This is a genomic window from Pelomonas lactea (assembly GCF_043555885.1).
Lineage (GTDB): Bacteria > Pseudomonadota > Gammaproteobacteria > Burkholderiales > Burkholderiaceae_C > Pelomonas > Pelomonas lactea.
On the sequence record NZ_JBIGHX010000006.1, the window covers coordinates 270,228 to 293,391 of the forward strand.

Consider the following 23,164-nt stretch of genomic DNA (forward strand, 5'->3'; position numbering starts at 1 on the left):
GGACGTACCGGTTGCGCTGCGACTCTAGGGCTTCAGCCATGACGCTGGCTTACGGGCATTCACGGGGTTTGGTCTGCCGACAAGAAACGTTCGATGAGGCCGATCTGCTCGGGGGTGTTCAGCGCCGGCGCATGGCCGCAGCCAGGGATCAGCGCGACGGCCGCGCGCGGGCCGCGTTCGCGCATGGCCTGCGCTGTTTCCGCGGTCAGCAGCGTCGAGTCCTCACCGCGCAGGCACAGCACGGGCAGGTCCAGCTGGTCCCACGCCGCCCACAGGCCGTAGTCGTCGGGGTGGTGCTCGAACTGCTGCGCCAGCGCGGGGTCGTAGTGCGGCGTCACGCAGCCGTCGGGCAGGCGGCGCAGCGAGTGTTCGGTGAGCGCGCGCCACTGGCTGTCACTGAGGTGACCGAAGCTCGCGTAGATCTCGCGGAAGTAGCCCTCCAGCGCGCTGACCGTCGCGAAGCTCGGTGGCTGGCCGGCATAGGCCTGGATGCGGGCCAGCGCCGGCGCGGCCAGCTCGGGCCCGTTGTCGTTCAGCACCAGCCGCTTGATGCGGCCGCGCAGCCTGGTTGCCGCGCCCAGCGTGCCGATGGCGCCACCCATGGACGTGCCCACCCAGTGCACCTTCTGCAGGCCCAGCTGGTCCAGCAGCGCCTCGGCCTGCTCCACGTAGAACGCCAGGCAGTACTCGCGCGCCGGGTCCACCGCCCACTGCGACAGGCCGCGGCCTAAGGTGTCGGGGCAAACGACATGCCAGCGTGCGCTGAGCGCGGCGGCGAAGTCGTCGAAGTCGCGCCCGGTGCGCGCCAGGCCGTGCCAGGCGATGACGGTGGGCGCGGCGTCGTCACCCCATTCGGTGATGTGGATCTCGCGACCCAGGCAGTTCAGGTAGCGCGATCTCATGTTTTGCTTCTCCCTCGCGTCCACGCCGCCAGCCGCAGCCGCCCGACGATGCCGCCGGGGAAGTGGTACACGGCCAGCACGAACAGCAGGCCCAGCCACAGCAGCCAGCGGTCGGGCGACACCAGCGTGCTCAGCACCGGCACGCCGTCCACCAGCGAGCCGGCGCCCTTCAGCAGCGCCTGCAGGTAGTTCTGCGCGACGATGAACAGCACGCTGCCGATGACGGCGCCGTAAACCGTGCCCATGCCGCCGATGACGACGATGAGCAGCAGGTCCAGCATGATCTCCATGCTCATCGCCGTCTCGGGGCCGGTGTAGCGCAGCCACAGCGCCAGCAGCGCGCCGCCGCAGCAGGCCAGCAGCGCGGCGACCATGTTGGCGCCGGTGCGGTAGACCACCACGCGGTAGCCGATGGCCTCGGCGCGGAACTCGTTCTCGCGGATGGCCTGCAGCACGCGGCCGAACGGCGAGTTGACGATGCGCAGCAGCAGCGCGATCAGGGCGGTGACGGCGACGAACAGCCCGTAGTAGGTCAGCAGCCTGCCGTCCAGCATGACGCCGAGGAACGGCTCGTCCATGAACTCGGTCGACGGCCGCAGCACCTCGGGCAGCTGGAAGTTCAGCCCGTCCTCGCCGCCGGTGATGTCGCTGAGCTGCGAGCACAGCGTCATGAAGGCCGACGCGACCGCCAGCGTGATCATCGCGAAGAAGATCGCCTTCACGCGCAGGCTGGCCAGGCCCATGCCCAGCGCCAGCACGGCACTCAGCGCGAGCGCGGCGGCGAAGCCGATGGCGAGCGATGCCCAGTCCGGGCCCAGCCGTGTCGACGCGATGGCAATGCCGTAGGCGCCGATGCCGACAAACATCGTGTGCGCGAAGCTGACGATGCCGGTGTAGCCCAGCAGCAGGTCGTAGCTGGCCACCAGCAGGATGAACACGAGGATCTTGGCTGCGACGTTCAGCGCCTGCGTGCCGGGGAAGATGAACGGCGCACCGAGCAGGCCAACGAAGCAGGCGATGAGCAGGGCTGCCAGGATGCGGCTGCGCGGCAGGTCGTGGGACAGCAGTGCGCGGATCATTTCGCCCCCACCGGGTAGAGGCCTTGCGGGCGCCACAGCAGGATGGCGACCATCAGCCCGATGTTGGAGAACAGCGCGGCCTTGGGCGCGAGGAAGCCCACGTAGTTGGCCACCAGCCCGACGAGCAGCGCGCCCACCAGGCAGCCCACCGTGGAGCCCAGCCCGCCGATGATGATGACGATGAACAGCAGCAGGTTCACCTGCGCGCCGATCTGCGGCGTGACGCCCTGCTGCACCAGGCCCCACAGCACGCCGCCCAGGCCCGCCAGCGCCGAGCCGGCAACGAACACGCCGACGAACAGGCGCTTGATGCGGTAGCCCAGCGCCTCGACCATCTCGCGGTCCTGCACGCCGGCGCGGATGAGCAGGCCGATCTTGGTGCGGTTCAGCACGAGCAGCAGCGCAATGAGGACCGTGATGCCGATGAGCATGGACAGCACACGGAACTTCTCCACCGCCACGTCGCCGAACAGGAAGATGCCGCGCAGCGCGTCGGGCAGCGGCAGCGGGATCATCTGCGCGCCCCAGCTGGCCTTGATCAGCTCCTCGCCGATGATCATGCCGCCCATGGTGATGAGGATCTGCTTGAGGTGCTGGCCGTAGACGGGCCGCACCAGCACGCGCTCGAACACCAGGCCCACGGCGGCGGCGATGGCCATGCCGGCCAGGCACGCTGTCGCGAGGGCTGCCAGGTTGGCGAGGACGTCTGGGCTGGTGGCCCACGGCGCCATCGCCGCCAGCACGGTCGTGGCCATGAAGGCGCCCAGCGCGATGAACACGCCGTGGCCGAAGTTCAGGACGTCCATCAGGCCGAACACCAGCGTCAGGCCGGAGGCGATGACGAAGATGATCAGGCCCATGGCGATGCCGGCCAGCGTCAGGTTGAGCCAGGTGCTGGGGCTGCCGGTGAGAGGCAGCGCGAGCAGTGTGATTGCTGCAAGCAGCGCTATGGGTTTGGGGTCGAGTTTCATGGGCTCGCTACTTCTGGTTGGTGGCGAGCCCGAAGGCTTGTCGAGACGGGTCATTGATGCGCCCCCAACGACAGCCCCAACAGCCGCTGCTGCAACCCTGAATCCTCGATCAACTCTCGCATCGCGCCGCGATGCACGATCCGCCCGTCGTCCATGACGGCCACCGAATCACCCAGCTCAGCGGCGACGCGGAAGTTCTGCTCCACCAGCAGCACCGTCGTCTGCGACGTCTTCTTCAGCTCGCGCAGCGCCGCGATCAGGTTCTCCACGATGGCCGGCGCCAGGCCCTTGCTGGGCTCGTCGATGACCAGCAGTTCGCGCGGCTCGATCAGCGCGCGGGCAATCGCCACCATCTGCTTCTGCCCCCCGCTCAGCTTGCCCGCCGGGTGCTGCCAGAAGGTCTTCAGCGCGGGGAACAGACCGAACAGCCAGTCCAGCCGCGCCGCATCCAGGTCCGCCAGCCGCTTGGCCGAGCGGGCCGCCAGCAGCAGGTTCTCTGCCACCGTCAGCTCGCCGAAGATGCCCATGGTCTCGGGCACGTAGGCGATGCCGCGCGACGCGATGTCGGGCGTGGCGAGCTTCGTGATGTCCTCGCCCTTGAACGTCACCGTGCCGGCGCTGGCCGTCCACAGCCCCATCAGCGTGCGCAGCGTGCTCGTCTTGCCGGCGCCGTTGCGGCCCAGCAGCATCGTCACCTGCCCGGCGGGAACGTCCAGGTCCACGCCATGCAGGATGTGATACGCCCCGACGTGGGTGTGAACACCGCGCAATGCCAGCAGAGAGCTTGTTGACCCTCCGGTCGCTTCGCGACCACCTCCCCGAGGGAGGGGAGCGCCGCCTTCGGGCGGCCGTGCGCCGGCGCTCATGCCGCCACCCCGAGGTAGGCCTCTTGCACGATGGGCGAGGCGATGACGGTGGCCGGGTCGCCGTCGGCGACGAGCTTGCCCTGGTGCAGCACGATGATGCGGTCGGCCAGTTCGCGCACGACGTCCATCTTGTGCTCCACCAGCAGCAGCGTGTGCTTCTTCTCCGCCTTCAGCGCGCGGATCAGGTCCAGCACCACGGGCACCTCGTCCACGCTCATGCCGGCCGTCGGCTCGTCGAACAGATAGACCTTGGGGTCCAGGGCGATCAGCATCGCCACTTCCAGCTTGCGCTGGTCGCCGTGCGGCAGGCTGGCGGCGAAGTCGGTGGCGCGGTGGTCCAGCCGAACCCGCTTCAAGATGGCCTCGGCCTCGGCGATCAGGTCGCGGTGCGACAGCCACACCGACAGCAGCTTCAGGCCCAGCCCGCGCCGCGCCTGCACGGCCAGCCGCACGTTCTCCAGCACCGTGAGGTGGGCGAACAGCTGTGTCAGCTGAAAGGCTCGGCCCAGGCCGCGCCGCGTGCGCTGCGGGGCACCGAGCGCGGTGAGGTTTTCGCCGTCCAGCCACACCTCGCCACTGGTCGCGTGCAACTGGCCGGAGATCAGGTTGAAGTACGTCGTCTTGCCCGCGCCGTTGGGGCCGACGATGGCCGTCAGCGTGCCGGGCTGGAAGGCGCACGACACGCCGTCGACGGCCACGTGGCCGCCGAAGCGGATCGTCAGGTTCTTGGTTTCGAGCACGGGCCGCCCGCGTTCAGCGCTTGTTGCGGATAGGGACCTGCATTTCCTCGGGCTTGATCTCTCGCACCAGCTCCGGCACGCCCCACGGGAAGGCCGGGTCCGCCTTGATGCGGAAGTGGTACATCGACTGCATCGCCTGGTGGTCCTCGGCGCGGAAGGTCATCTTGCCCTTGGGCGTCTCGAAGCTCATGCCCTCCATGGCCTTGATGAGCTTGTTGGTGGTGGTGTCGCCCGCCGTCTTCTTGAGGGCCTCCACCAGCGCGATGCCGGCGCTCATGCCGCCCGCGGTGAAGAAGTCGGGCGGTGCCTTGAACTGCTTGTAGTGGTTGGCCACCAGCCACTCGTTGACCGGGTTCTTCGGGATGCCGAAGTAGTAATAGGTCGCGCCCTCCATGCCGGGGAACTGCTTGTAGGCCGTCATGGCCGGCAGGATGTTGCCGCCCGAACCGACGGCAATGCCGTAGCGCTTCTGCAGGTCCAGCGCGGCGAGTGCGCCGAAGGGCGTGGTGGCCCCGGCCCAGACGACGGCGATGACCTTCGGGCCCGGCTTGTCCTTCAGCGAATCGACCAGGCGCTGGATGCCGGCGGTGAAGTCGGTCGTCGCCGTGGGCAGGTATTCCTCGTGGACGATCTTCGCCTTCTTCAGCGCTTCCTTGTAGGCCTTCACGGCATCACGGCCGAAGGCGTAGTCCTGGGCCAGGATGCCGATGTTCAGGCCGGCGATGTCGGAGGCCACGGCATTGCCGATGGCGTCCTGCGACGAGTTGCGGCCGGTGCGGAAGATGTACTTGTTCCACTTGTCGCCGGTGATGGAGTCGGCCACGGCGGGCTCCACCAGCAGGATCTTTTTGTACTCCTCGGCTACGGGCAGCATGGCCAGCGCCACGCCGCTGGACGACGGGCCCACGGCGATGTCGGCCTTGTCGTCACCGTAGGCCGCGGCCAGCAGGCTCTTGCCCACGTCGGGCTTGCCCTGGTCGTCCTTCTCGATGACGACGAGCTTCTTGCCCGCGATGGTCATCGTGCCGCCGGTGGCGTAGTCCAGGCCCATCATCAGCCCGATCTGCGTCTGCTTGCCGTAGGCCTCCAGCGGGCCGGTCTTGCTGTAGACGTGGGCGATGCGGATCTCGTTGCCGGCGGCCAGCGTCAGGCCGGGCAGGGCCGCGGTCAAGGTGGCGGCCGCGAGGGCGAAGCGGCGCGTGGTGAGGCGCATGGGCTTTGTCTCCTGAAGTTTGTCGGTCTGCTCTGTCGGCAGACGTTCAACTTCCCTTTTTGCAAGGGCCGTGCCCGGCGGGGAAGGGGCGCTGGGAGCGGTTTTTGTGCGGGTTGTCCCGATGTTTTTGGCCTGCGGGTGTTCGACGAGTGTCTGGCGGTCAGTCGCTGTCTGAAACCTGGACAAAATTCAGAGGCGCGTCCTGATCCTGGCTAGCAGATGCCAAGCGAGTTGAGCCGCGATCATCAGCATCGCGACGGGCAGCGCCAGGGTTGCATAGAACAGCTGCGCCACGTGGCGCTCACCATCTGGAACCCACCATTGCGCCCACGCTTGGTAGACCAAAAGCAGGGCGCACAGCGCCGCAAGCGGGATCCACATTCGAGGCCGGAGTCGCTTGCTGGAGCCGCCCACCAGGACGAACGGCAGTTGCGGTGCGGCCATCAGCAACCAGTGCATCGCGACCTGCGCAACCCAGTCTGGGATCGATGAGTACGCGACACGGGAGACGGCCAACAGCAACGGCAGCAGCAAGCTTGTTGCCACTGTCTTGGCGAAGCGAGAACCTAGGAAGGCGCTCGTCATAGTTCTGCAGATCGCTCCAAATCCGGCCAGCGTGCCAACCGTTCGTACAGCGAAGCCCGCGAAATCTGCAGCAGCCTTGCCGCTGCCATCCGGTTGCCGCCGGTCGCCTGCAGCGCGCGGCGGATGGCGTCGCGCTCCAGCGCCTCGATCAGCTCGGGCAGCGGGGCCACGGCCTGGGCCGTTGTCACCGCGGCAGGCGACGGCGCCGGTGCAGGTGCCGGCGCAGCAGCTGCCGCTGCCTGCGGCAACGCCGGCCCGCCCTGGAAATGCGCCGCCGTCAGCTGCATGTCGTCGCTCATCAGGCTGACCTGCTCCAGCGTGTTGCGCAGCTCGCGGATGTTGCCGGGCCAGGGTTGCTGCATCAGCCAGTCGATGGCGTCGGGGCTCAGCAGCTTCTGCGGCATGCCGCTGCGGCGGGCGATGTCTTCGCCCAGCGCCTCGGCCAGCGCCTCGATGTCGTCCAGCCGCTCGCGCAGCGCCGGCACGCGGATGGGCAGCACGTTGAGGCGGTAGTACAGGTCGGCGCGGAAGGTGCCTGCCGCCACCATGGCGGCCAGGTCGCGGCTGGTGGCGGCGATGACGCGTACGTCCACGCGCATCACCGTGTTGCTGCCCAGCGGTTCCACCTCCTGCTCCTGCAGCACGCGCAGCAGCTTGCTCTGCAGCGCCAGCGGCATGTCGCCGATCTCGTCGAGGAACAGCGTGCCGCCGTCGGCCAGCTTGAACTTGCCATCGCGGCCCTTGCGTTCCGCGCCCGTGTAGGCGCCCGGCGCGACGCCGAAGAACTCGGCCTCCAGCAGCGTCTCGGGCACGGCGGCGATGTTGACGCCCACCAGCGGCCGGTGCGCGCGGCGCGAGGCCGAATGGATGGCGTGGGCCATCAGCTCCTTGCCGGTGCCGGTCTCGCCCAGCAGCAGCACGGTGGAATCGGTCTGCGCGACGCGGCGCGCCTGGCGCTTCACTTCGAGTGCCGCGGGGCTGGCGCCGATGAAGCTGGCAATCGTGTACTTGGGCCGGCGCTGCGCGGCCAGCTGGCGGCGTGTGTCCTCCAGCTCCTGCTGCAGCCGCGCGAATTTCTGGATCAGCGGCTGCATCGTCGTCTCGGGGTGGTCCAGCAGCACCAGGCCCAACGCACCGATGACCTCGCCGGCGTCGTTTCTCAACGGAAGCCGGCTGACGAGGAAGGTGCCGGCCTTGTTGGTCAGCAAGTCCACCAGCACCGGCTTGCCGGTCTCCAGCACCTGCAGCATCTGCGTGTTGGGGACGACGTCTTCCACGCGCTTGCCGACGAACTCGTGCTCGTCGCTGAAGCCCAGCGCCGGCAGGAAGCGCTTGTAGCCGTCGCTGATCCAGACGACGCGGTGATGGCGGTCGATGACCATCATCCCTTCCGTCGACCGCGCCAGCACGTCGAACATCGACTGCGCGGCCAGCCGCAGCAGGCCGTCGACGTCCTGCGGGATGTCGGTGGGTGTCTGGGATTTGGACAGCGGCATGGCCGGCGCAATGTACCGCGCCGGCAACCTCTCCCGAAGCGACTCCTGAAGAGCAAAAGGGCGACCCGCCGGGCCGCCCTCGAAGGCACTGGGTTTCACCTCAGAACTTGTATGTCCCGCCGACGGTGAACGTCCGCGGCGCGCCGTAGTAGGCGTTCAGCACCCCCAGCGCCGCGATGTTGTAGCCGTCTGTCTTGTAGGCCTTGTCGGTCAGGTTGGCGCCCTGCACGAAGAAGCTCAGCTTCGCGTCCTTCTCCAAGATCAGCCCGGCGTTGACCAGCGTGTAGGCCGGCTGCGCCAGCGACTCCGACAGGTCCGTTGTCGGGTAGACCTTGCTGCGGTGCGTGACGCCCAGCCGCGTGCGCAGCAGGCCCACCGGCAGCGCCACCGTGCTTTCGATGTTGATGCCGCCCTGCACGCGCGGCGTGTTGGTGAACTTCTTCTGGCTGGCCACGTTGACGCCGCGGTCGATGTACTCGTCGTACTTCGCGTCCAGGTAGGCCAGGTGGCCGCTGATGCGCCAGTCGCTGGCCGGCACCCACAGGAACTCGACCTCGCCGCCCTGCAGCGTGGCCTTGCCGGCGTTCGTGAAGTCGCCGAAGAAGCCCGGCTGGCCGGCGGGTGTCGTGTAGCTGGTGAACACCGACAGCTGCACGTTCTTGTACTTGTTGTGGAACAGGGCGGTGTTCAGCTCCAGCCGGCCGCCGTCCAGCACCATCTTGGCCCCCACCTCCAGCGAGTCCAGCTTCTCGTCCTCGAACGGCCGGCCCGACGATGGGAAGGCCAGCGTGTTGGCGCGGATGTTGTAGCCGCCGCTCTTGAAGCCGCGCGAGGCGGTGGTGTAGAGCTTGATCTCCTTGCTGGCCTTGTATTCCAGTGACAGGCGCGGCGACGTGTTGGTCACCTCGCGCGAGTTGTCGAAGTTGGCCGGCGTCGTCAGCGGCGTGCCGCTGAAGCTGTCGTTCGCGAAGGTCTGGTTCAGCACGACGGCGCGCTTGGTCTCCTTGGTGTAGCGCAGGCCGGTGCTGACGGAGAAGTCCTTCGTCAGCCGCCAGCTCCAGTCGCCGAAGATGGCCTGGCCCTTCGTGAACACCGTGCCGTTGGTGGTGCCGAAGCTCAGGTTGAAGAAGTTGTTGCGCACCGTGCCGCCGGCCTTGCCGTCGAAGTAGTACAGGCCCACGACGCCCGAGCTGCGGTCGCCTTCGTAGATGGCCTGCAGCTCGTGGCTCTGCGAGCTGTCGTGGTACTCGGCGCGCACGTCCGCGATCTTGTTGGGCAGGCCGTCGAAGTCGATGGACGTGTTGGTGTCCGACGCGCGGTGCGCCAGGATGTACTTCAGGCTCCAGTCGTTGCTGACGCCCCAGTTCAGCGCCAGCGACTCGCCCTCGCTGGTGGTGCGGTTGGCGTTGGGCATGCCGGAGGCGATGTCGAAGCGGCCCGTCGTGGCCGGCGTCTTGGCGGGGTCGAACGCGTTCACGTTCAGGCGCTGGAAGCCGCGCATGTGCGAGGCGTCCACCGTGCGGTCCACCGACACCTGCGCGTTGAATGTCGAGCCGGTCGGGAACCAGCCGGCCGAGACGCGGCCGCTGGTCGTGTCCTGGTCGCTCACGGGGCTGCCGTCGGTCAGGTTCTTGCCGAAGCCGCCGCGGTTCAGGCTGGCGCCGGCGAGGCGGAAGCGGAACTGGCCGTCGTCGGTGGCCGCGCCCACCGCGCCCTTGGCGTTGACCTGGCCGTAGCTGCCCATGGCCAGCGTGACGGCGCCCTCGGTCTTCTGCGGCAGCGGCTTGCTGACGTACTTCACCGCGCCGCCCACCGTGTTCTTGCCGTACAGCGTGCCCTGCGGGCCGCGCAGCACCTCCACGCGCTGCACGTCGTACACGTCCAGCAGCGCGCCCTGCGGCCGGGCGATGTAGACGTCGTCGAAGTAGATGCCCACGCCCGGGTCCACGCCCCACAGCGGGTCCGCCTGGCCGACGCCGCGGATGAAGGTCGTGATCGTCGTGTTGCTGCCGCGTGCGGCGTAGATGGTCAGGTTGGGCACCTGGCCCTGCAGGTCGCCCAGGTCCTTGATGGCCAGCTTGTCGAGCTGCTCGGCCGTCAGCGCCGTGACGGCCACGGGCACGTCCTGCAGCGTCTCCTCGCGCTTGCGCGCGGTGACCTTCACGGCCTCCAGCGTGGCCGTCGGTTCGGCCGGCGCGGTCTGGGCGGCGGCGGGCAGGGCGGTCAGCGCGCCCAGCGCGGCAAGGGCGGCGAGGTGCAGGCGTGAAGGCGCCGGTAGGCGTCGGGGCATGGCTTGTCTCCTGGTGTGGTTTTCGTGGTGCCAGGAGCCTTGGCGCAAAAGCCATGCCCGGGCCAACCTGGGGCGAACTCCGTGCCAACCCTTGCGGGTTGACCCTGGGTTTGGCGGTCGCCGGCCCGGTTCCTGTCCGGATTCCAGGCACCCGGCCGCGCGGCGGCTGTCCAGAACCCGGACAGCAACCCCGCGGCCTGCAAAGCCGCGGGCGCGCCGATATGCTGCGCCGCTCAGCTTCCCCACCCCCCTGGAGATTCACGATGCTCAAACGCCTGCTTCCCGCCGCCCTCGCCCTGGGCGTCAGCGCCACGACCTTCGCCGCCGGTCCGCAGCTCAAGGGCCAGGCGCCGGGCTGGTACCGGCTGCAGCTGGGCGACTTCGAGATCACCGCGCTGTCCGACGGCAGCATCGACCTGCCCGTCGACAAGCTGCTGCAGCAGCCCGCCGCCAACACGTTGCGCGCGCTGCAGAACGCCTATCTGGGGGTGCCGCTGGAGACCTCGGTCAACGCCTACCTCGTCAACACCGGCAGCAAGGTCGTGCTGGTGGACACCGGCACCGCCGGCCTGTTCGGCCCCACCGCCGGCCGCGTGCTGGCCAACCTCAAGGCCTCGGGCTACAGCCCGGAGCAGGTTGACGAGATCGTCATCACCCACATGCACGGCGACCACATCGGCGGCGCCTCCAGCAGCGCCTTTCCCAACGCGACGCTGCGCATCGACAAGCGCGACAGCGACTTCTGGCTCGCGCCCGAGCAGGTCGCCAAGGGCGGCGACGGCGGCAAGGCCATCGCGGCGCTGGTCAAGGGCTTTGCCGACGCCGGCCGCTTCAAGCCCTTCGAGGGCAGCCCGGCCGGCGTGGAGATCGCGCCCGGCGTGAAGGCCTTCCCCGCCTACGGCCACACCCCCGGCCACAGCAACTTTGTTGCCGAGAGCAAGGGCCAGAAGATGATGTTCTGGGGCGACCTGATGCATGTGGCCGCCGTGCAGTTCCCCGACCCGTCGGTGACCATCCAGTTCGACAGCGACCCCAAGGCCGCCCGCCCCGCCCGCGAGGCCGCCTACGCCGCCGCCGCCAAGGACGGCTACTACGTCGCCGTCACCCACATCAGCTTCCCCGGCATCGGCCGCCTGCGCGTCGACGGCAAGGGCTACGACTGGCTGCCGGTGAACTACTCCGCCAACCGCTGAAGCGGCCGCGCCGTCACGGCGCCAGCGGCTGCAGCCACAGCTGCCGGCCGGCCGGGTCCACGCAGACGCGGTGGCGACTGAGGAAGTCCTGGCCCAGGAAGCCGTCCAGCCCGGGCACCTGCAGGGGGGCGCTGACGAATGCACCGGCCGCTAGCGACCGGTCCCCCGCGCTCAGCGGGCCGGCGGCCACGGCGTCGGCCAGCGCCGGGCGGATCACGTTGCGCGACGCCCCGGTGTCCAGCCCCAGCGTCAGCGGCTGGCCGGCTGCGTCGTGCAGCCGCAGCACCGGCAGGCTGCCCAGCAACTCGAAGCGCAGCGGCTCTGGGCCGCAGCCAGCCGGCATCGGCTCGTCGCCGCCCAGCAGACGCAGCTCGCGCGCGGCGTAGTCCACCACCCAGCGCCGCTCGCGCAGCCAGCCCCAGCCGAGGTAGCCGTCGATGCCTGGCGGCCGCCGCGGCTTGCCCCAGGTCTGCGCGGCCGGTGCCGGCTGCAGCGCCTGGCCGGCCAGCTCCACCTCGCCCACGGCCAGCGCGGCATTGGCCCGCGGCCGGCCCTGCGCATCCTGTGAAGCGTCGGCGCTGCCGCCGGCGGCAGCCGGGGCCCAGTCCGGGCGCAACGCCAGCGCGGCCGCGCCGCCGGTGTCGATCAGCAGCCGCGCCTCGCGCCCGTCGATGCGTGCCGCCACCGAGGCCAGGCCGCCTTCCAGCCGCAGCGGCAGCACACGGGCCGGGCCCGCCCATGCCGTCAGGGTGGCCGTGATGAGCAGGGCGGCTGCGAGGGGCCGGTGGTGGCGTGTCATGCGCTGCAGTCTAGGCAGCCATAGGCGCCATGCCGGAGGGCATGGCGGCGGTGCCCGGCGCTGCCAGCCGGGGCGTCCCCAACCTTGTCGAGGTGCGCGCACCCGCGGGCCTCCCCGGCACGGCCTGGTGCGCCACACTCCGCGCCAACGCGCGGCGCGCCAGTGCGCAGGCCGGCCAGTCTTCGGGTTAGCTCTGGGAGATGCCATGTTCCGTTCGACCTGGCGCCGCCGTGCGCTGCAACTGCTCACCGCGGCCACGACGGCCTGGGCGGCGCTCGGGGCGCCTGCCGCACAGGGCGCATCAAGCTTCAGGAGCGGTGCCAGCTGCAAAGCCAATGCGCCGTTCACCCTGGCGGTGGAGTGCGCGCGCGTCGCCGCGAGTTCCGACGAAGGGCTGCTTCCCAACCAGGTGCTGAGCACCGGCATCGACCCCCCGTCCAGCTTCGACTACAAGGCCTCAGCCAGCGCCAGGAGCGGCCCGGGCAACCTGGGCCTGGCCATCGCCGCCAGCCTGAGTGGGGGGCTGAACGGCTTTCCGGGCGTGCTGGGCAGCCAGGCATCGGCCACCGTGGCCTATGCCGACACCGTGCGCATCACCTCGGCGACGCTCGCGCCGGGCACGCCGATCCAGCTGACGGTCTCGCAGACCTTGAGCTTCACCATGCTGACGTCGGGCTCGGCCGCCGGGCGCCTGTTCGGCATCGTCACCGGTCTGGGCGTCAGCGGCGTTGACGGTTTCTACCTTCGCTATTGCCGGGGCAATGCCTACAGTGACTGCATTCCCGTCACGTCCGACAAGCTCGACCAGACCGTCACGCTCAGCGGCGTCGTGTCAACCCAGGTCGGCGGCAGCGTGACCCTCAGCGGCAGTTTGGACGCCTTGACGTTGGTGCTCGCCCACCGAGGCGTGGCCAGCGCCGGCTACGTGGCCTCCGCCGCCTCGATCAGCAGCCTGAACAGCGCGCACACCTTCATCGAGTCGCAGACTCCCGGCGTCACGCTGCTGGCCGACAGCGGCCACAACTACGCCGCGCTGGCCGTGCCCGAACCGGCGCCGCTGGCACTGCTGCTGGCCGGCCTGGGCGTGCTGGCCGTCAGGGCGCGGGCACGGCGGCTTTCTGCTCCCTGAGCATCCGCACGATCGTCGTCACGTTGATCGCCGCGATGACGACCTCCAGCGCCGTGCCGCCGATGGAGCCGACGATGACGTTGTTGACCACCCAGAGCCCCGTGCCGCACAGCATCAGCAGCCGCATCGGCACGCCCTGCAGCGTGAAGAGCGCGATGGTGCCCAGGCATGAGGCCGTCAGCGGCAGCCAGTCGCTGGGCTGGGTGGCGATGGCCAGGCCGAAGCCGAGGTTGGCGCAGACGACGGCCACCGCCACCCACTTCGAGCGCGTGCGCAGCGACAGCAGCGAGCGCGTCATCGAGATCAGCGAGCTGGCCACGGCCGTGGGGTTGCCCAGCAGCGCGAAGTGCACCACGTAGGCCAGGCACTCGCCGGTCATGAACCACTTGAAGCGCCGGTCGTCGGTCTGCAGGAAGCAGCCGACGCCCAGCACGAACGCCACGTAGCCGAACAGCTGGGCGGGGGAGAACCAATCGGACATCGGCGGCATTGTCGCGGCGCCGGGCCGCCCGCCATGACTCCCGGCCGGCCGCGCGGCCGCCGCGACACTGGCCGCCCCACCACCGAGGACCGCCCCATGCCCACGACACCCGCCGTTTCGCGCCCGCCCGCCCTGCCTGGCCGCTGGCGCCTCGCGTGCGCCGCGGCGCTGCTGGGCCTCACAGCCGGCGCCAGCGTCGCGCAGGACGGCAACGCCCGCAGCGGCCCGCTGCACGACGAACTCGCGGCCATGGACGCCCGGCTGTTCCAGGTCGCGTTCGTCAGTTGCGACGCCGCCGCGTTCCGCGCGCTGTTCACCGAGGACGCCGAGTTCTATCACGACAAGACCGGCGCCAGCGTCGGCGACGCGGCCCGCACGCTGAAGAGCTGCCCGCGCGACCACGGCGTCACCCGCACGCTGGTGCCGGGCAGCCTGGAGGTCTACCCCATGCAGGGCTACGGCGCCGTGCAGATGGGCCGCCACGTCTTCGCGCGGGCCGGCGAGCCCGGCTCGGAAGAAGCCAGGTTCGTGCACCTGTGGAAGCGCGACGCCACCGGCTGGCGCCTGGCCCGCGTGCTGAGCTTCGACCACCGGCCCACGGCGCCGCGGCAGCCGCAGTGACGGCGCAGGGCGCCTTGACGGATTGCGCACCCCACGCCGGGCTTCAGCCGTGACCAAGCTCAAGTACGCACTGGCCTGCCTGCCGTTCCTGCTGCCCTGCGCCGGCTGGAAGCTGGCGCCGGTCATCGGCGCGGCGTGGGCGTGTCCGGTGGCGGACAAGTGGCCGCAGCCCTGCATCGTTGCGGCCGTCAACGTGGAGCCCGCGTTGAGCGCCATTGCTTGGTGGGGCATGCTGTTGTGGGTGCCGGGCCTGCTGATCTCGGGCCTCTGGCTTGGCAGCTACATCGCGCCGCACCTGCCACGCCCGTGGGGGCGAGGCGCGAGGCGAGGCAGTGGGGACGACCTGACCATTCCCTGAGGTGGGCACGCGCAGGCCCTGCCCGTCCGCCGGTGAGATCACCGTCACAGTGCCGTCCGTCACGCTGACCGGCACTTACGACGCTGACGCTGGACGAACTGGCCTGTGGCTGCGGCGTCAGCACCGACTGGCTGCACGCGCGGCTGGACGGCGGCCTGCTGGCCTGCTGCAACGGCGAGCCCCGCCGCTTCGCCATCCCGCAACTGCGACGCCTGGCCATCGAGCGGACTTCGGCGCCAACCAGGCGCTCGCGGCGCTGCTGGCGGACTTCATCGACGAGATTCATCGGCTGAGGGCGCGGAGGTAGGGGGGTGGCGGCTTTGCAGCGATCGCGGCTTGTCAGTTCGCCAGCGCGCTGCGTGAGGCCAACCGTGCTGCGGCCGCGTCTACCTGGCTCGTCAGATCAGGGCGGGCCTTGGCCGGTACGTTTGGAATGCTGCGATGCCCTCGCGGAATCACTTCTACAACTGCCCCTGGTTCACCACGGCATTGTTCGCATTCCTACCATCGCTCAGCGCAAGATGGTCACGAAAGAGCGCACCGACTCTTCACGCCTACGGCTCGCGCCGGTAGTGCCGTACCGCGAGCTTGCGTCCATCAGGCGCTTCAGTCGCGAACTCCAGCAACCAGTCGCCGGAAAGCAGCAGGAAACGCACGCGGTCGTTGCCGTCCGCCTCCGCCTGATCGCACTGCATGAGCACCTGGCGATAGCGCTTCTTCGTGCTCAGCGGTGCCAGCGCAGCATCGGCGGCGCCATCGTTGGCGAACGATGCGTCCAGGCCGTTGCCAGTCGAGGAGAAGTCGCCCAGCGCCGTGCGTTCCGCGCTTTGTTGGCCTTGGCCTGTGAGCTTCGGCAGATAAGTCAGGCCGCCGCTGTATCGGAGCGGGCAGTCAGTCGCGTCCACCAACGGCGCTCCGGCGCCTGTCTGCAGGGTGATGCGGAAAGCCTCACCCACGCGGTGAATGTCGGCGGTGCCCGCCATGGGCTGCAACGGGGCCGTCCAGTTATCGGCACCGCGCTCCAGCCGCCAGCGGCCCAGCCACGCGGCGTCCAGCTGGCCGGTGGCGGAGGTCGTGCCCTGTGGCACCCATTCGTGGCGCCCCACGCGAGTCAGCAGAAAGACGGCCCAGCGCGGTTCGCGCTGCAGCAGTTGGTCGATCGCCAGCTCGCGCGCCTGGTGGTGCTCGGCGGTGGCGTAGAAGAACGTCCGCCCGCTGAAGGGGCTGGTGCCGCCGCCCCGGTGCAGTTCCCGGCCCCAGGTCAGATTGCCGGGTGTCAGCGCGGCGGGGCGGTTCAAGCGCAGTTGCCGGAAGGCGTCAGTTGCCCAGATGTCGTACTCGCCAGTGCAGTAGCGGAACGCGCGCTGCCAAGTTTGAACGCGGCCGTCGCAACGCTCGTAGGCGGGCTCGAACCCAATTTCGCGCAGACGGGCAAGGGCCTGGGAAGCCTTGGCGTTGTTGCAGGTGGAGGGGTCTTCGCCGCGGTCCAGCGCGGTTGTTGTCTCGCATTGCAGATAGATGACCTCAGCCACGAGGTCACCCTTGCCGATGGCCGCTTTGAATTTCGGCAGCCAGGCGGCGTTAAAGGCTGCACGGGCGGACTCAAAGCGCGCCTCCTGTTCCGCAGCCTTGTTCGCGCAGCTCATCTCCTCGTGGGCAAGGCGCGCAGCTGCACGCTTGGACATGGGAGGGTCATCCGGGCTGCGCTCGCGATCGCAGAAGTCGGAGTTGATGGTGGGGGTCAGGGCTTCCACCGCGATGACGTCGCGGCGCAGGGCCCAGACGTCGACGAAGCCGCGGCCATCAACGGTCGCGCGGGGCTGGAAGGGTGGCGCCGCCCAAGCTGCAATTGGCCACAGCAGGCAGGTCAGCAGCGCCGTTGCAATGGCTGACTTCACGGTTCACCGCAGACCGTGAATAGCCGTATCGACACGTGGCGCCTGGAGAAGGTGAGCGAGCGCATCGCCTGACGATAACTCGGGCTGGCTGTACAGGTGCTTCAAGACGAGTTGGCCGGACGCATCCTTTGCGCTCTCGGCTTCCCGCAGTGAATCTGCGGGTCACACCGACGGCGGTCATCAGCTGGTTGCGGTGGAAGCTGTCGCTCACGTCCTCAACCACGAACGGCTCAGATCAGGCTAGAGCAGACCCGCTGCCCCGCTCGCTATCCCTCCGCACCATCCTTTCCGTGCTCCGTGGCAACCACCACCTTCTCCGGCCACGCCCCACCCTCGCTGAAGCATCTCCACGCCCACGTCACCCATTTCAGCAGTGATGTCGCCAGCCACAGCGCCCAGGCCAGCATCAGCGCGCGGTACAGCCAGACCGGGGCGCTGAGCACCCAGGCGCCGGCGGTGTGGTCGGTGAAGCGGTCGGACACCCAGTGCAGCTCATGGCCGCTGGAGCCCGGCCCGGCAACGAGCAGGTCGGGGTAGCCCAGCAGGCCGGTGCGCAGCACGTCCAGCAGCGCGCCGATGGCGAACAGCGTCCACAGCACCAGCGTCAGCTGCACGACGATGCGCAGCCAGCGCCGCGCCTCGGCAGCGCCCCAGCGGCGGCGCGCCTCCAGCAGGCCGAACCAGCCGGCCAGCGTGGCCAGTGCCCACAGCGACACCGGCGCCACGCCCAGCGCCAGCACGAGCCAGGCCGGCCGGGCCATCAGCCCCGGTACGCCGCGCGGCGCGAACCAGGCCAGCACCAGCACCACCGCCAGCACGCCCCAGATCAGCACGGCCGGGCCGATCAGCGGGCCGCCCACGGCCAGCACAAGACGGTCCTCGGGCACCTGCAGCTGCAGCGTGTCGTTGACGCCGGGCAGACCCAGCGCCAGCCCCTCGTGGCGCCACAGCGCGCCCATGCCCTCGGGTGCGCGCCAGCGGATGTCCACGCTCTGCGCGCCGGGCGTCAGCGGCAGGCTCAGCGCGCCGTCGCGCGGCTGCAGCGCCAGCACCTGGCCGTCGATCTTCACGCTCAGCAGCTCGGCACCGGTCGGCAGCTTCAGCGCGTGGGGCCCGCCCAGGCTGGCGCGCAGCTTCATCGCCAGGTTCACCGTGGTGCTGCGTTCGCCGGGTTCCAGCGTCGTTTGCACGCTGTCCAGCGTCAGCGTCTGGCCGCCCACGCCGGCGGGCTTGGTGATGGCCAGCTTCAGCGTCTCGCCGGGCCAGGGGCGCCACTCGGGCCGCCACTCGCCGTCCTGCTGCAGCGCGGTGGCCGGCAGGCCGGAGGCCTCCACATGCCACTGCGGCGACGCGGCCACCGTCCAGCGCTCGACCTGGTTCGCGGCCTTGCCTGCCACCAGCGTCAGCGTGCCGGTGGGCGCCAGGCTGCTGGCCACCTCCACCGCGTCGTCGCCGCCCAGCTGCAGGCTGGCGATGCCGTTGGCCACCGTCACGCCGGCGTCGCCGACGGCCTCGCCGGGCAGCAGCGCCCACTGCACGCGCAGCGGCGCACGGCTGGGGGCGATGCGTTCAAGCCGCGTGACGACCTGCCAGCGCAGGCCCAGTTCCAGCCGGCGGTCCACGCGCACCAGCGGCGCCAGCGCGTCGCGCTGCGTGCCGGCGTCCTCGGCGCGGGCGCTGCCGGCGGTGGCCTCGCGGCTCAGCGTGATGGCGCCGGTGCTCAGGCCGCGCGGGTCCAGGCCGGCCAGCGTCCAGCCCTTCAACTCGGTCTGCACGACGCGCGGCGGCAGCGGCAGCGCGATGTCCAGCCCACTGGCAGCGCCGACGTCGGCGCTCAGCACCAGCTGGTGCACGCCGGCCGGCACGGCGGCCCACAGCTTGCCGTCGCTGTCGCGTCGCGTGGCAGCGGGCTGGCCGTCCAGCGTCACGCTGGCGGGCTGCCAGCCGGTGCCCTGGCCGGGCAGCGGCACGGCCACCAGCGCCTGCGCGTGGATCTCGGCGCGCAGCTGCACCGCCGAGTCCTGCGCGCTGACGAGCAGCCGGGCCAGGTCGGCACATTGCGGCACGCAGTCGGGCGGCGCGGCGAGCTTGCCGCGCAGCGCCTTCAGCTGTTCATCGCTGGGCCACGGTGCGGTGGGCGCAGTGGGCGTTGCTGCGGGCTTGTCGTCCGCCGCGTCGCTGGGCGTGGGCGCCAGGCCGAGGCCCAGCGCCACGCACAGCGCGGCCGCCACGGCGGCACCGCTGCGGCGCGGCGGCAGCGCGGGCGGCCTCAGGCCGGTCACCACCACCAGGGCCAGCGCCAGCAGCGCCAGGCCCAGCAGCTTCAGCAGCGCCGTGGCCCAGGGCGGCAGCAGCCACAGGTTCAGCGTCTGCTCGGGCGTCACGGGGCCGCTCCAGCTCAGCGTGTGCGCGCGCCAGCGCCACGTGGGCAGGCCGGGGCCGGTCTGCACGCGGGCGCCGGGGTCCACGCGGGCGAGGTCGCTGCTGTAGGGCGAGATGCCCTTGGGCGGCGCCTTCATCATCAGCGCGGGCGGCGGCACCACCCGCTCCGCCACGGCGGCGTCCCGCCGCGCATCGGGCATCTCTTCGTTGACGGCGGCGGGCACGGCGACTTCCTCCTTGTGGGCGAAGCCCAGGCCGCTGTGGACTTGTTCCAGGCTCGGGTAGATGGCCTGGCGGATCTCCGTCACGGCATAGGGCAGCAGCACCAGCACCAGCAGGCCGGCCACGGCCAGCCGGCCGCGCGCAAACAGCGTCTGCGCCCGCCCCGCCGGCATCACGCGCGCCAGCGCCGTCAGCGCCAGCAGGCCGAACCACAGCACGGCCGGCGGGCTGCCGGGCGTGTGCCAGGTCAGCGCCAGCGCCACGCCGACGAGCACGCCGGTGCGCCAGCCCAGCAGCCGGTAGGCCGCCAGCGCGGCCAGCAGCACGAAGAAGAAGTCCCACAGCGTCCACATCGCCACCCACGCGCCGTCGGCACGGCTGGGGCCTTGCGCATGTAGCAGCCGCCAGCCGGGCGGCAGCTGCAGCGTGGCCTGGACGTGGTCCACCGTGCTGGCCCAGCCGCTGGCGGGCAGCGCGCCGTCACGCGGCCAGCGGCTGTCGGCCTCGATGATGGCGCGGCTGTTGCGCACCTCGAAGCCGGCGGGGCCGTCCTTGGTGAGCTGCGTGATGGGCTGGTCGTCGCCGGTCAGCGCGGCGCGGCCCAGCTGGCCCGGCGCGGCCATCGTCAGCCGCGCGCTGGCCGACAGCGTGCCGTCGAAGCGGTCACTGGCCGTGAAGCCGTGGCCGTCGAAGTCCAGCCACAGCGTGCGGTTCAGGCGCAGCGCGTCAGGCGCGGGCTTGGCGTTGCCGCGCTGCAGCTCGGTCAGCTTCAGCGTCTCGCCGGGCTTGAGGCGGAAGGCCGGCAGCGCGCGCCAGCCCTCGGGCATCTCCACCTGGCGCGGGTCCACGCTGGCCACGCCCTCGGGGCGGACCAGCCGCAGCGCCGGCGCGGCCTTCACGGCCCAGACTTCCTCGTCGGTGGCCGTCTTGGGCAGGGTCAGGGCTTGCACGGGTGAGTTCAGCCGCGCGGTCAGCTGGATGCGCCACGCACCCGGCCTTGCCTGCACGACGAGCCGGCCGTCCTCGGCCAGCCGGGCGGGCAGCGGGCTGTCCAGCTGCATCGCCACCAGCCCCGGCAGCAGCGCCAGCGGCAGCTCCACGGCGCGGGCGCGGCCGGCCACGCGCAGCTCGTAGGCCGTCGTCACGGTCAGCGGCAGCTCGTCGTCGACGAGGCGCACCGTTTGCACGCTGACGCTGTCGGTCGCCTCGGCGGGGCTGGCCGCCGCGCGCAGCCACAGCCGGCCGTCGCCGTCGGGCGTGCGCGCCTGCGTGGCGCCGTCGCTGCTCACGACGATGGCGCCCAGGCCGGGCGGCACGGCCAGGTTCTGCGGCGTCTGTGCCCAGGCGATGCGCCCTTCGACGACATGCGTGCCCGGCGCCAGCCACACGGCCGGGTGGCCGTCGCCCTCGGTGACGGGCAGCGCCTTGCCGCCGGCCTTCACGTCCTGCGGCCACGCGCCGGGCTCGCCCGGCAGCGCCACGCGGGCCGGGGCGCCGAACACCTGCACGTCCAGCCGGAACGTCGCCTCGCGCGCACCGGCACTGAGCTGCAGCCGGCCGGGCCAGACGCAGAAGGCTTGCTCCGACGACGCCACGGGGTTCACCGGGCAGCCCAGCGGCGGCTGGCCCTGCTGGGCCCAGGGCAGCCAGTCGCGCAATGCGGGTGGCAGCTCGGCCGGCGTCAGCGGCGCGGCGTGGGCGGCAAGGCCGGCCAGCAACAACAACAGCGGGTAGGTGAAGCGCTTCATGGGTCTCCCTGAGAGTGCGTGGCCGCAGCCGGCCGCATTGCAGCACAGCAGGCCGGCCCCGGCGCCGGGCTGGCGGCGCGGGCGCTGGGGGCGCGCCCGGCGGTGTCGTCGCGCGCACCGGCGGCAATCCCTGGCCGCGCGGGGCCGTCTCCTACAGGCCAGGGTGGCTCGCCCGCCCACACTGGCGGTACACGAACTCTTCCGTCGGTGTGTGCTGCGAACCGCCACCCCCACGGTTGCGCTCGGTCTGCTGGCCGCCGCCCTCGGCGGCGCCGCACGCTGCCTGGCTGCCCGCACATCCTTTGACAAGGCCGCCTGCGGGCGCGGCCGGCCCGCTTTCCAACCCCTGCCCAGGACGACCCCATGAAACTCCCCGCACTGCTGCCTTCGCTGCTCATCGGCGCCGTCGCGAGCTCGCGCTCGATGACGCCCATGGCCACCATCACCACCGCCCGCCTGGCCGGGCGTCAGGCGCCGGGGCGCCTGCTGCTGCTGGACCGCCCGCTGTTCCGCTTCGGCGCACTGCTGATGGGCCTGGGCGAGCTGCTGGGCGACAAGATGAAGACGGCCCCCGACCGCACGGTGTTCCTGGGGTTGACGGCGCGCGTGGCCAGTGCCGGCATTGCCGGCGCCGCGCTGGCGCCCGAAGGCCAGGCGCGCGCCGGCGCGGCCGTGGCGGTGGCCACCGCCGTGCCGCTGGCCTATGCGACGCTGGCCGTGCGCAAGCAGGCGATGGCGCGCGTGGGCCAGACGCGCAGCGGCCTCGTCGAAGACGCGCTGGTGGTGGCCGCTGCCACCGCCATCGTCGCGCTGACGATGCGCGCGACGCGGGGCTGAGCCACCGCAGCACGGCTGGCGACCTGAGCGCCCCGGCACCTAACATCGGGGTCAAAGGGCGACACCTCAGGGAGAAGACATGGGCTGGTGGAACCGATGCCGGGTGGCCGCGTTGGCGCTGGGCGTGGCGTGCGTGCTGCCGGTTCAGGCGCTGGCGCAGGCCATGACGCCGGACGTCGTGCTGGCGCGCGCCGATGCCGATGCAAGCGGCGGGTGGCCGGTGGTGCTGTGGGTCGTGGATGGCGACCGTTCGAGCGTCGTCATCAGCGCGCCGCGGGCGCAACTGGGCGAGATCCCCGGCGCGGCATGGGCCCCGGTGGATGCCGACGCGCTGATGAACCTGGAGCGCTTCGGCGCGCCGCGGCTGCTGGCGTTGGCGGCGCCCGATGCCGATGCGGCATTGCTGGACTGGGAGCGACCGTCGCGCATGTCGTCGTTCCCGCCCTACGCGCATTGGCCGGGTGAACGGCTGGAGCTGCGCCACGCGGCCTGCGCCGGCGATGGCTGTGCGCCGCGACAGGCCTGGCGCATCGAGTTGCCACCGGGCAGCGGCGAGACGCTGCCGCTGGCCCGGCTGCTGCCGCAGCTGGGCTCCGACGCGCCGGCCTGGCTGGTGCTGCACGTGGTGAGCCGGCATGCCGCGCCGGGGCTGATGGAGGTGCGCTATCTGGCCGTGCCGGCGCCGTTGCAGCCTGCGGCCGATGCTGCGAAGCGGGCCATCCTGCCCGCCGAGGCCGCGGCGCAGTTCCCGGCCATCCACACGGCGATGCTGATGCAGCTGGCGCGCGCGCAGGGGCGGGAGGCGACGTCAACGCTGATGCGCGCCGACGACCTGGGGCCCGTGCAGAGCCCCGGGTATGTGCGCTCGTGGCACAGCCATGCCAGCCAGCGTGCGGCGCTCGGGCTGCAGTCGCTCTCGCCGGACACCGGTGGCCTCGCCCGGCTGCTGCTGCGGCTGCATCCGGCCGACCGGCCCGCCACGCTGAGCCTGCTGGCCCGGTCGGTGGATGGCAACTTCGCGACACTGCGGGCGCTGCTGCCCGCACCCGCCGACGTGCAGGCGCGCCGCGACCAGGTGGCCGCCCTGCGCTGCGAGCCGGCCTGCGCCGAGCGCCTTCAGGAGGTGGGGGTGAGATTGGCCCGGGGGCTGTCGCCCGAGCTGAAGGCCCTGGGTCGCCTGACGCCCGCCGAGCGGCTGTCGGCCTGCCGGCAGTCCTGCGAGTTCCAGAAACGCCGCACCGAGGAAGACCTGCCGGGCCAGCTCAACTCCGCGGCGCAGCGCCAGGCGCTTGCGTGGCGGTGGGTGGCATCGCTGACCGGCCGCACGGCGGCGCAGTGGCAGCAACAGCCCTGA

General features: G+C 71.0%; 19 protein-coding genes. 6 read left to right on the plus strand and 13 right to left on the minus strand.

The genetic code is table 11. The annotated features are described in order from the left end of the window. Positions 1-59: 59 nt before the first annotated feature. The 9 genes from ACG04Q_RS17990 to ACG04Q_RS18030 all read right to left on the minus strand — a co-directional run bounded on the left by ACG04Q_RS17990 (position 60) and on the right by ACG04Q_RS18030 (position 10,142). Positions 60-902 (minus strand): alpha/beta fold hydrolase, encoded by an 843-nt coding sequence (locus ACG04Q_RS17990; RefSeq protein ID WP_394512493.1) that lies wholly within the window; start codon positions 900-902, stop codon positions 60-62. Then, complete coding sequence (locus tag ACG04Q_RS17995) at positions 899-1,981, minus strand: branched-chain amino acid ABC transporter permease (RefSeq protein WP_394512495.1); 1,083 nt, start codon at positions 1,979-1,981, stop codon at positions 899-901. The genes ACG04Q_RS17990 and ACG04Q_RS17995 overlap by 4 nt, the downstream gene beginning before the upstream one ends. Then, positions 1,978-3,006, minus strand: coding sequence for a branched-chain amino acid ABC transporter permease (locus tag ACG04Q_RS18000; protein WP_394512497.1), 1,029 nt, complete (start codon positions 3,004-3,006; stop codon positions 1,978-1,980). Before ACG04Q_RS18000 ends, ACG04Q_RS17995 begins: the two co-directional genes overlap by 4 nt. Next, positions 3,003-3,674: an ABC transporter ATP-binding protein gene (locus ACG04Q_RS18005; protein ID WP_394512499.1), complete on the minus strand. Its 672-nt coding sequence runs from the start codon at positions 3,672-3,674 to the stop codon at positions 3,003-3,005. Before ACG04Q_RS18005 ends, ACG04Q_RS18000 begins: the two co-directional genes overlap by 4 nt. Before the next feature lie 140 nt (positions 3,675-3,814). Then, positions 3,815-4,558, minus strand: coding sequence for an ABC transporter ATP-binding protein (locus ACG04Q_RS18010; RefSeq protein WP_394512501.1), 744 nt, complete (start codon positions 4,556-4,558; stop codon positions 3,815-3,817). A gap of 13 nt (positions 4,559-4,571) precedes the next feature. Further along, positions 4,572-5,771, minus strand: coding sequence for a substrate-binding domain-containing protein (locus tag ACG04Q_RS18015; RefSeq protein WP_394512503.1), 1,200 nt, complete (start codon positions 5,769-5,771; stop codon positions 4,572-4,574). A 189-nt stretch (positions 5,772-5,960) separates the two neighbouring features. Continuing rightward, positions 5,961-6,356, minus strand: a complete 396-nt coding sequence (locus ACG04Q_RS18020; RefSeq protein WP_394512505.1) for a hypothetical protein — start codon at positions 6,354-6,356, stop codon at positions 5,961-5,963. Then, positions 6,353-7,852: a sigma-54 interaction domain-containing protein gene (locus ACG04Q_RS18025; RefSeq protein WP_394512507.1), complete on the minus strand. Its 1,500-nt coding sequence runs from the start codon at positions 7,850-7,852 to the stop codon at positions 6,353-6,355. The genes ACG04Q_RS18020 and ACG04Q_RS18025 overlap by 4 nt, the downstream gene beginning before the upstream one ends. A gap of 100 nt (positions 7,853-7,952) precedes the next feature. Further along, positions 7,953-10,142 carry a TonB-dependent receptor gene (locus ACG04Q_RS18030; RefSeq protein ID WP_394512509.1) on the minus strand — a complete coding sequence of 730 codons (2,190 nt, stop codon included), beginning with the start codon at positions 10,140-10,142 and terminating at the stop codon, positions 7,953-7,955. A gap of 263 nt (positions 10,143-10,405) precedes the next feature. Here ACG04Q_RS18030 and ACG04Q_RS18035 point away from each other — a divergent pair, with 263 nt between their 5' ends. Beyond that, the gene (locus tag ACG04Q_RS18035) at positions 10,406-11,335 is read left to right on the plus strand and encodes an MBL fold metallo-hydrolase (RefSeq protein WP_394512511.1); all 930 of its coding nucleotides are present in this window, start codon (positions 10,406-10,408) and stop codon (positions 11,333-11,335) included. 13 nt (positions 11,336-11,348) lie between these two features. Here the strand turns inward: ACG04Q_RS18035 and ACG04Q_RS18040 are convergent, their stop codons facing one another. Further along, positions 11,349-12,134 carry a hypothetical protein gene (locus ACG04Q_RS18040; RefSeq protein WP_394512513.1) on the minus strand — a complete coding sequence of 262 codons (786 nt, stop codon included), beginning with the start codon at positions 12,132-12,134 and terminating at the stop codon, positions 11,349-11,351. A 205-nt stretch (positions 12,135-12,339) separates the two neighbouring features. On the opposite strand from ACG04Q_RS18040, the gene ACG04Q_RS18045 reads away from it, so the two are divergent. Next, positions 12,340-13,263, plus strand: a complete 924-nt coding sequence (locus ACG04Q_RS18045) for a PEP-CTERM sorting domain-containing protein (protein ID WP_394512515.1) — start codon at positions 12,340-12,342, stop codon at positions 13,261-13,263. On the opposite strand, the gene ACG04Q_RS18050 is transcribed toward ACG04Q_RS18045, so the two are convergent. Continuing rightward, positions 13,229-13,744, minus strand: a complete 516-nt coding sequence (locus ACG04Q_RS18050) for a YgjV family protein (protein WP_394512517.1) — start codon at positions 13,742-13,744, stop codon at positions 13,229-13,231. The genes ACG04Q_RS18045 and ACG04Q_RS18050 overlap by 35 nt on opposite strands. 96 nt (positions 13,745-13,840) lie before the next feature. Between ACG04Q_RS18050 and ACG04Q_RS18055 the strand changes: the two genes are divergently transcribed. Together ACG04Q_RS18055 and ACG04Q_RS18060 are read left to right on the plus strand one after the other, a co-directional pair. Further along, on the plus strand, positions 13,841-14,365 hold the full coding sequence (locus tag ACG04Q_RS18055; protein WP_394512518.1) for a nuclear transport factor 2 family protein: 525 nt from the start codon (positions 13,841-13,843) through the stop codon (positions 14,363-14,365). Between the two features lie 49 nt (positions 14,366-14,414). Next, entirely contained in the window at positions 14,415-14,723 is a 309-nt protein-coding gene (locus ACG04Q_RS18060; RefSeq protein ID WP_394512520.1) for a hypothetical protein, read from the plus strand. A 554-nt stretch (positions 14,724-15,277) separates the two neighbouring features. On the opposite strand, the gene ACG04Q_RS18065 is transcribed toward ACG04Q_RS18060, so the two are convergent. Together ACG04Q_RS18065 and ACG04Q_RS18070 are read right to left on the minus strand one after the other, a co-directional pair. After that, positions 15,278-16,621 (minus strand): hypothetical protein, encoded by a 1,344-nt coding sequence (locus ACG04Q_RS18065; protein WP_394512522.1) that lies wholly within the window; start codon positions 16,619-16,621, stop codon positions 15,278-15,280. A gap of 266 nt (positions 16,622-16,887) precedes the next feature. Beyond that, entirely contained in the window at positions 16,888-20,973 is a 4,086-nt protein-coding gene (locus tag ACG04Q_RS18070; protein WP_394512524.1) for a hypothetical protein, read from the minus strand. Positions 20,974-21,336: 363 nt separating this feature from the next. Between ACG04Q_RS18070 and ACG04Q_RS18075 the strand changes: the two genes are divergently transcribed. Together ACG04Q_RS18075 and ACG04Q_RS18080 are read left to right on the plus strand one after the other, a co-directional pair. After that, on the plus strand, positions 21,337-21,810 hold the full coding sequence (locus ACG04Q_RS18075; protein ID WP_394512526.1) for a hypothetical protein: 474 nt from the start codon (positions 21,337-21,339) through the stop codon (positions 21,808-21,810). 79 nt (positions 21,811-21,889) lie between these two features. After that, on the plus strand, positions 21,890-23,164 hold the full coding sequence (locus ACG04Q_RS18080; RefSeq protein ID WP_394512528.1) for a hypothetical protein: 1,275 nt from the start codon (positions 21,890-21,892) through the stop codon (positions 23,162-23,164).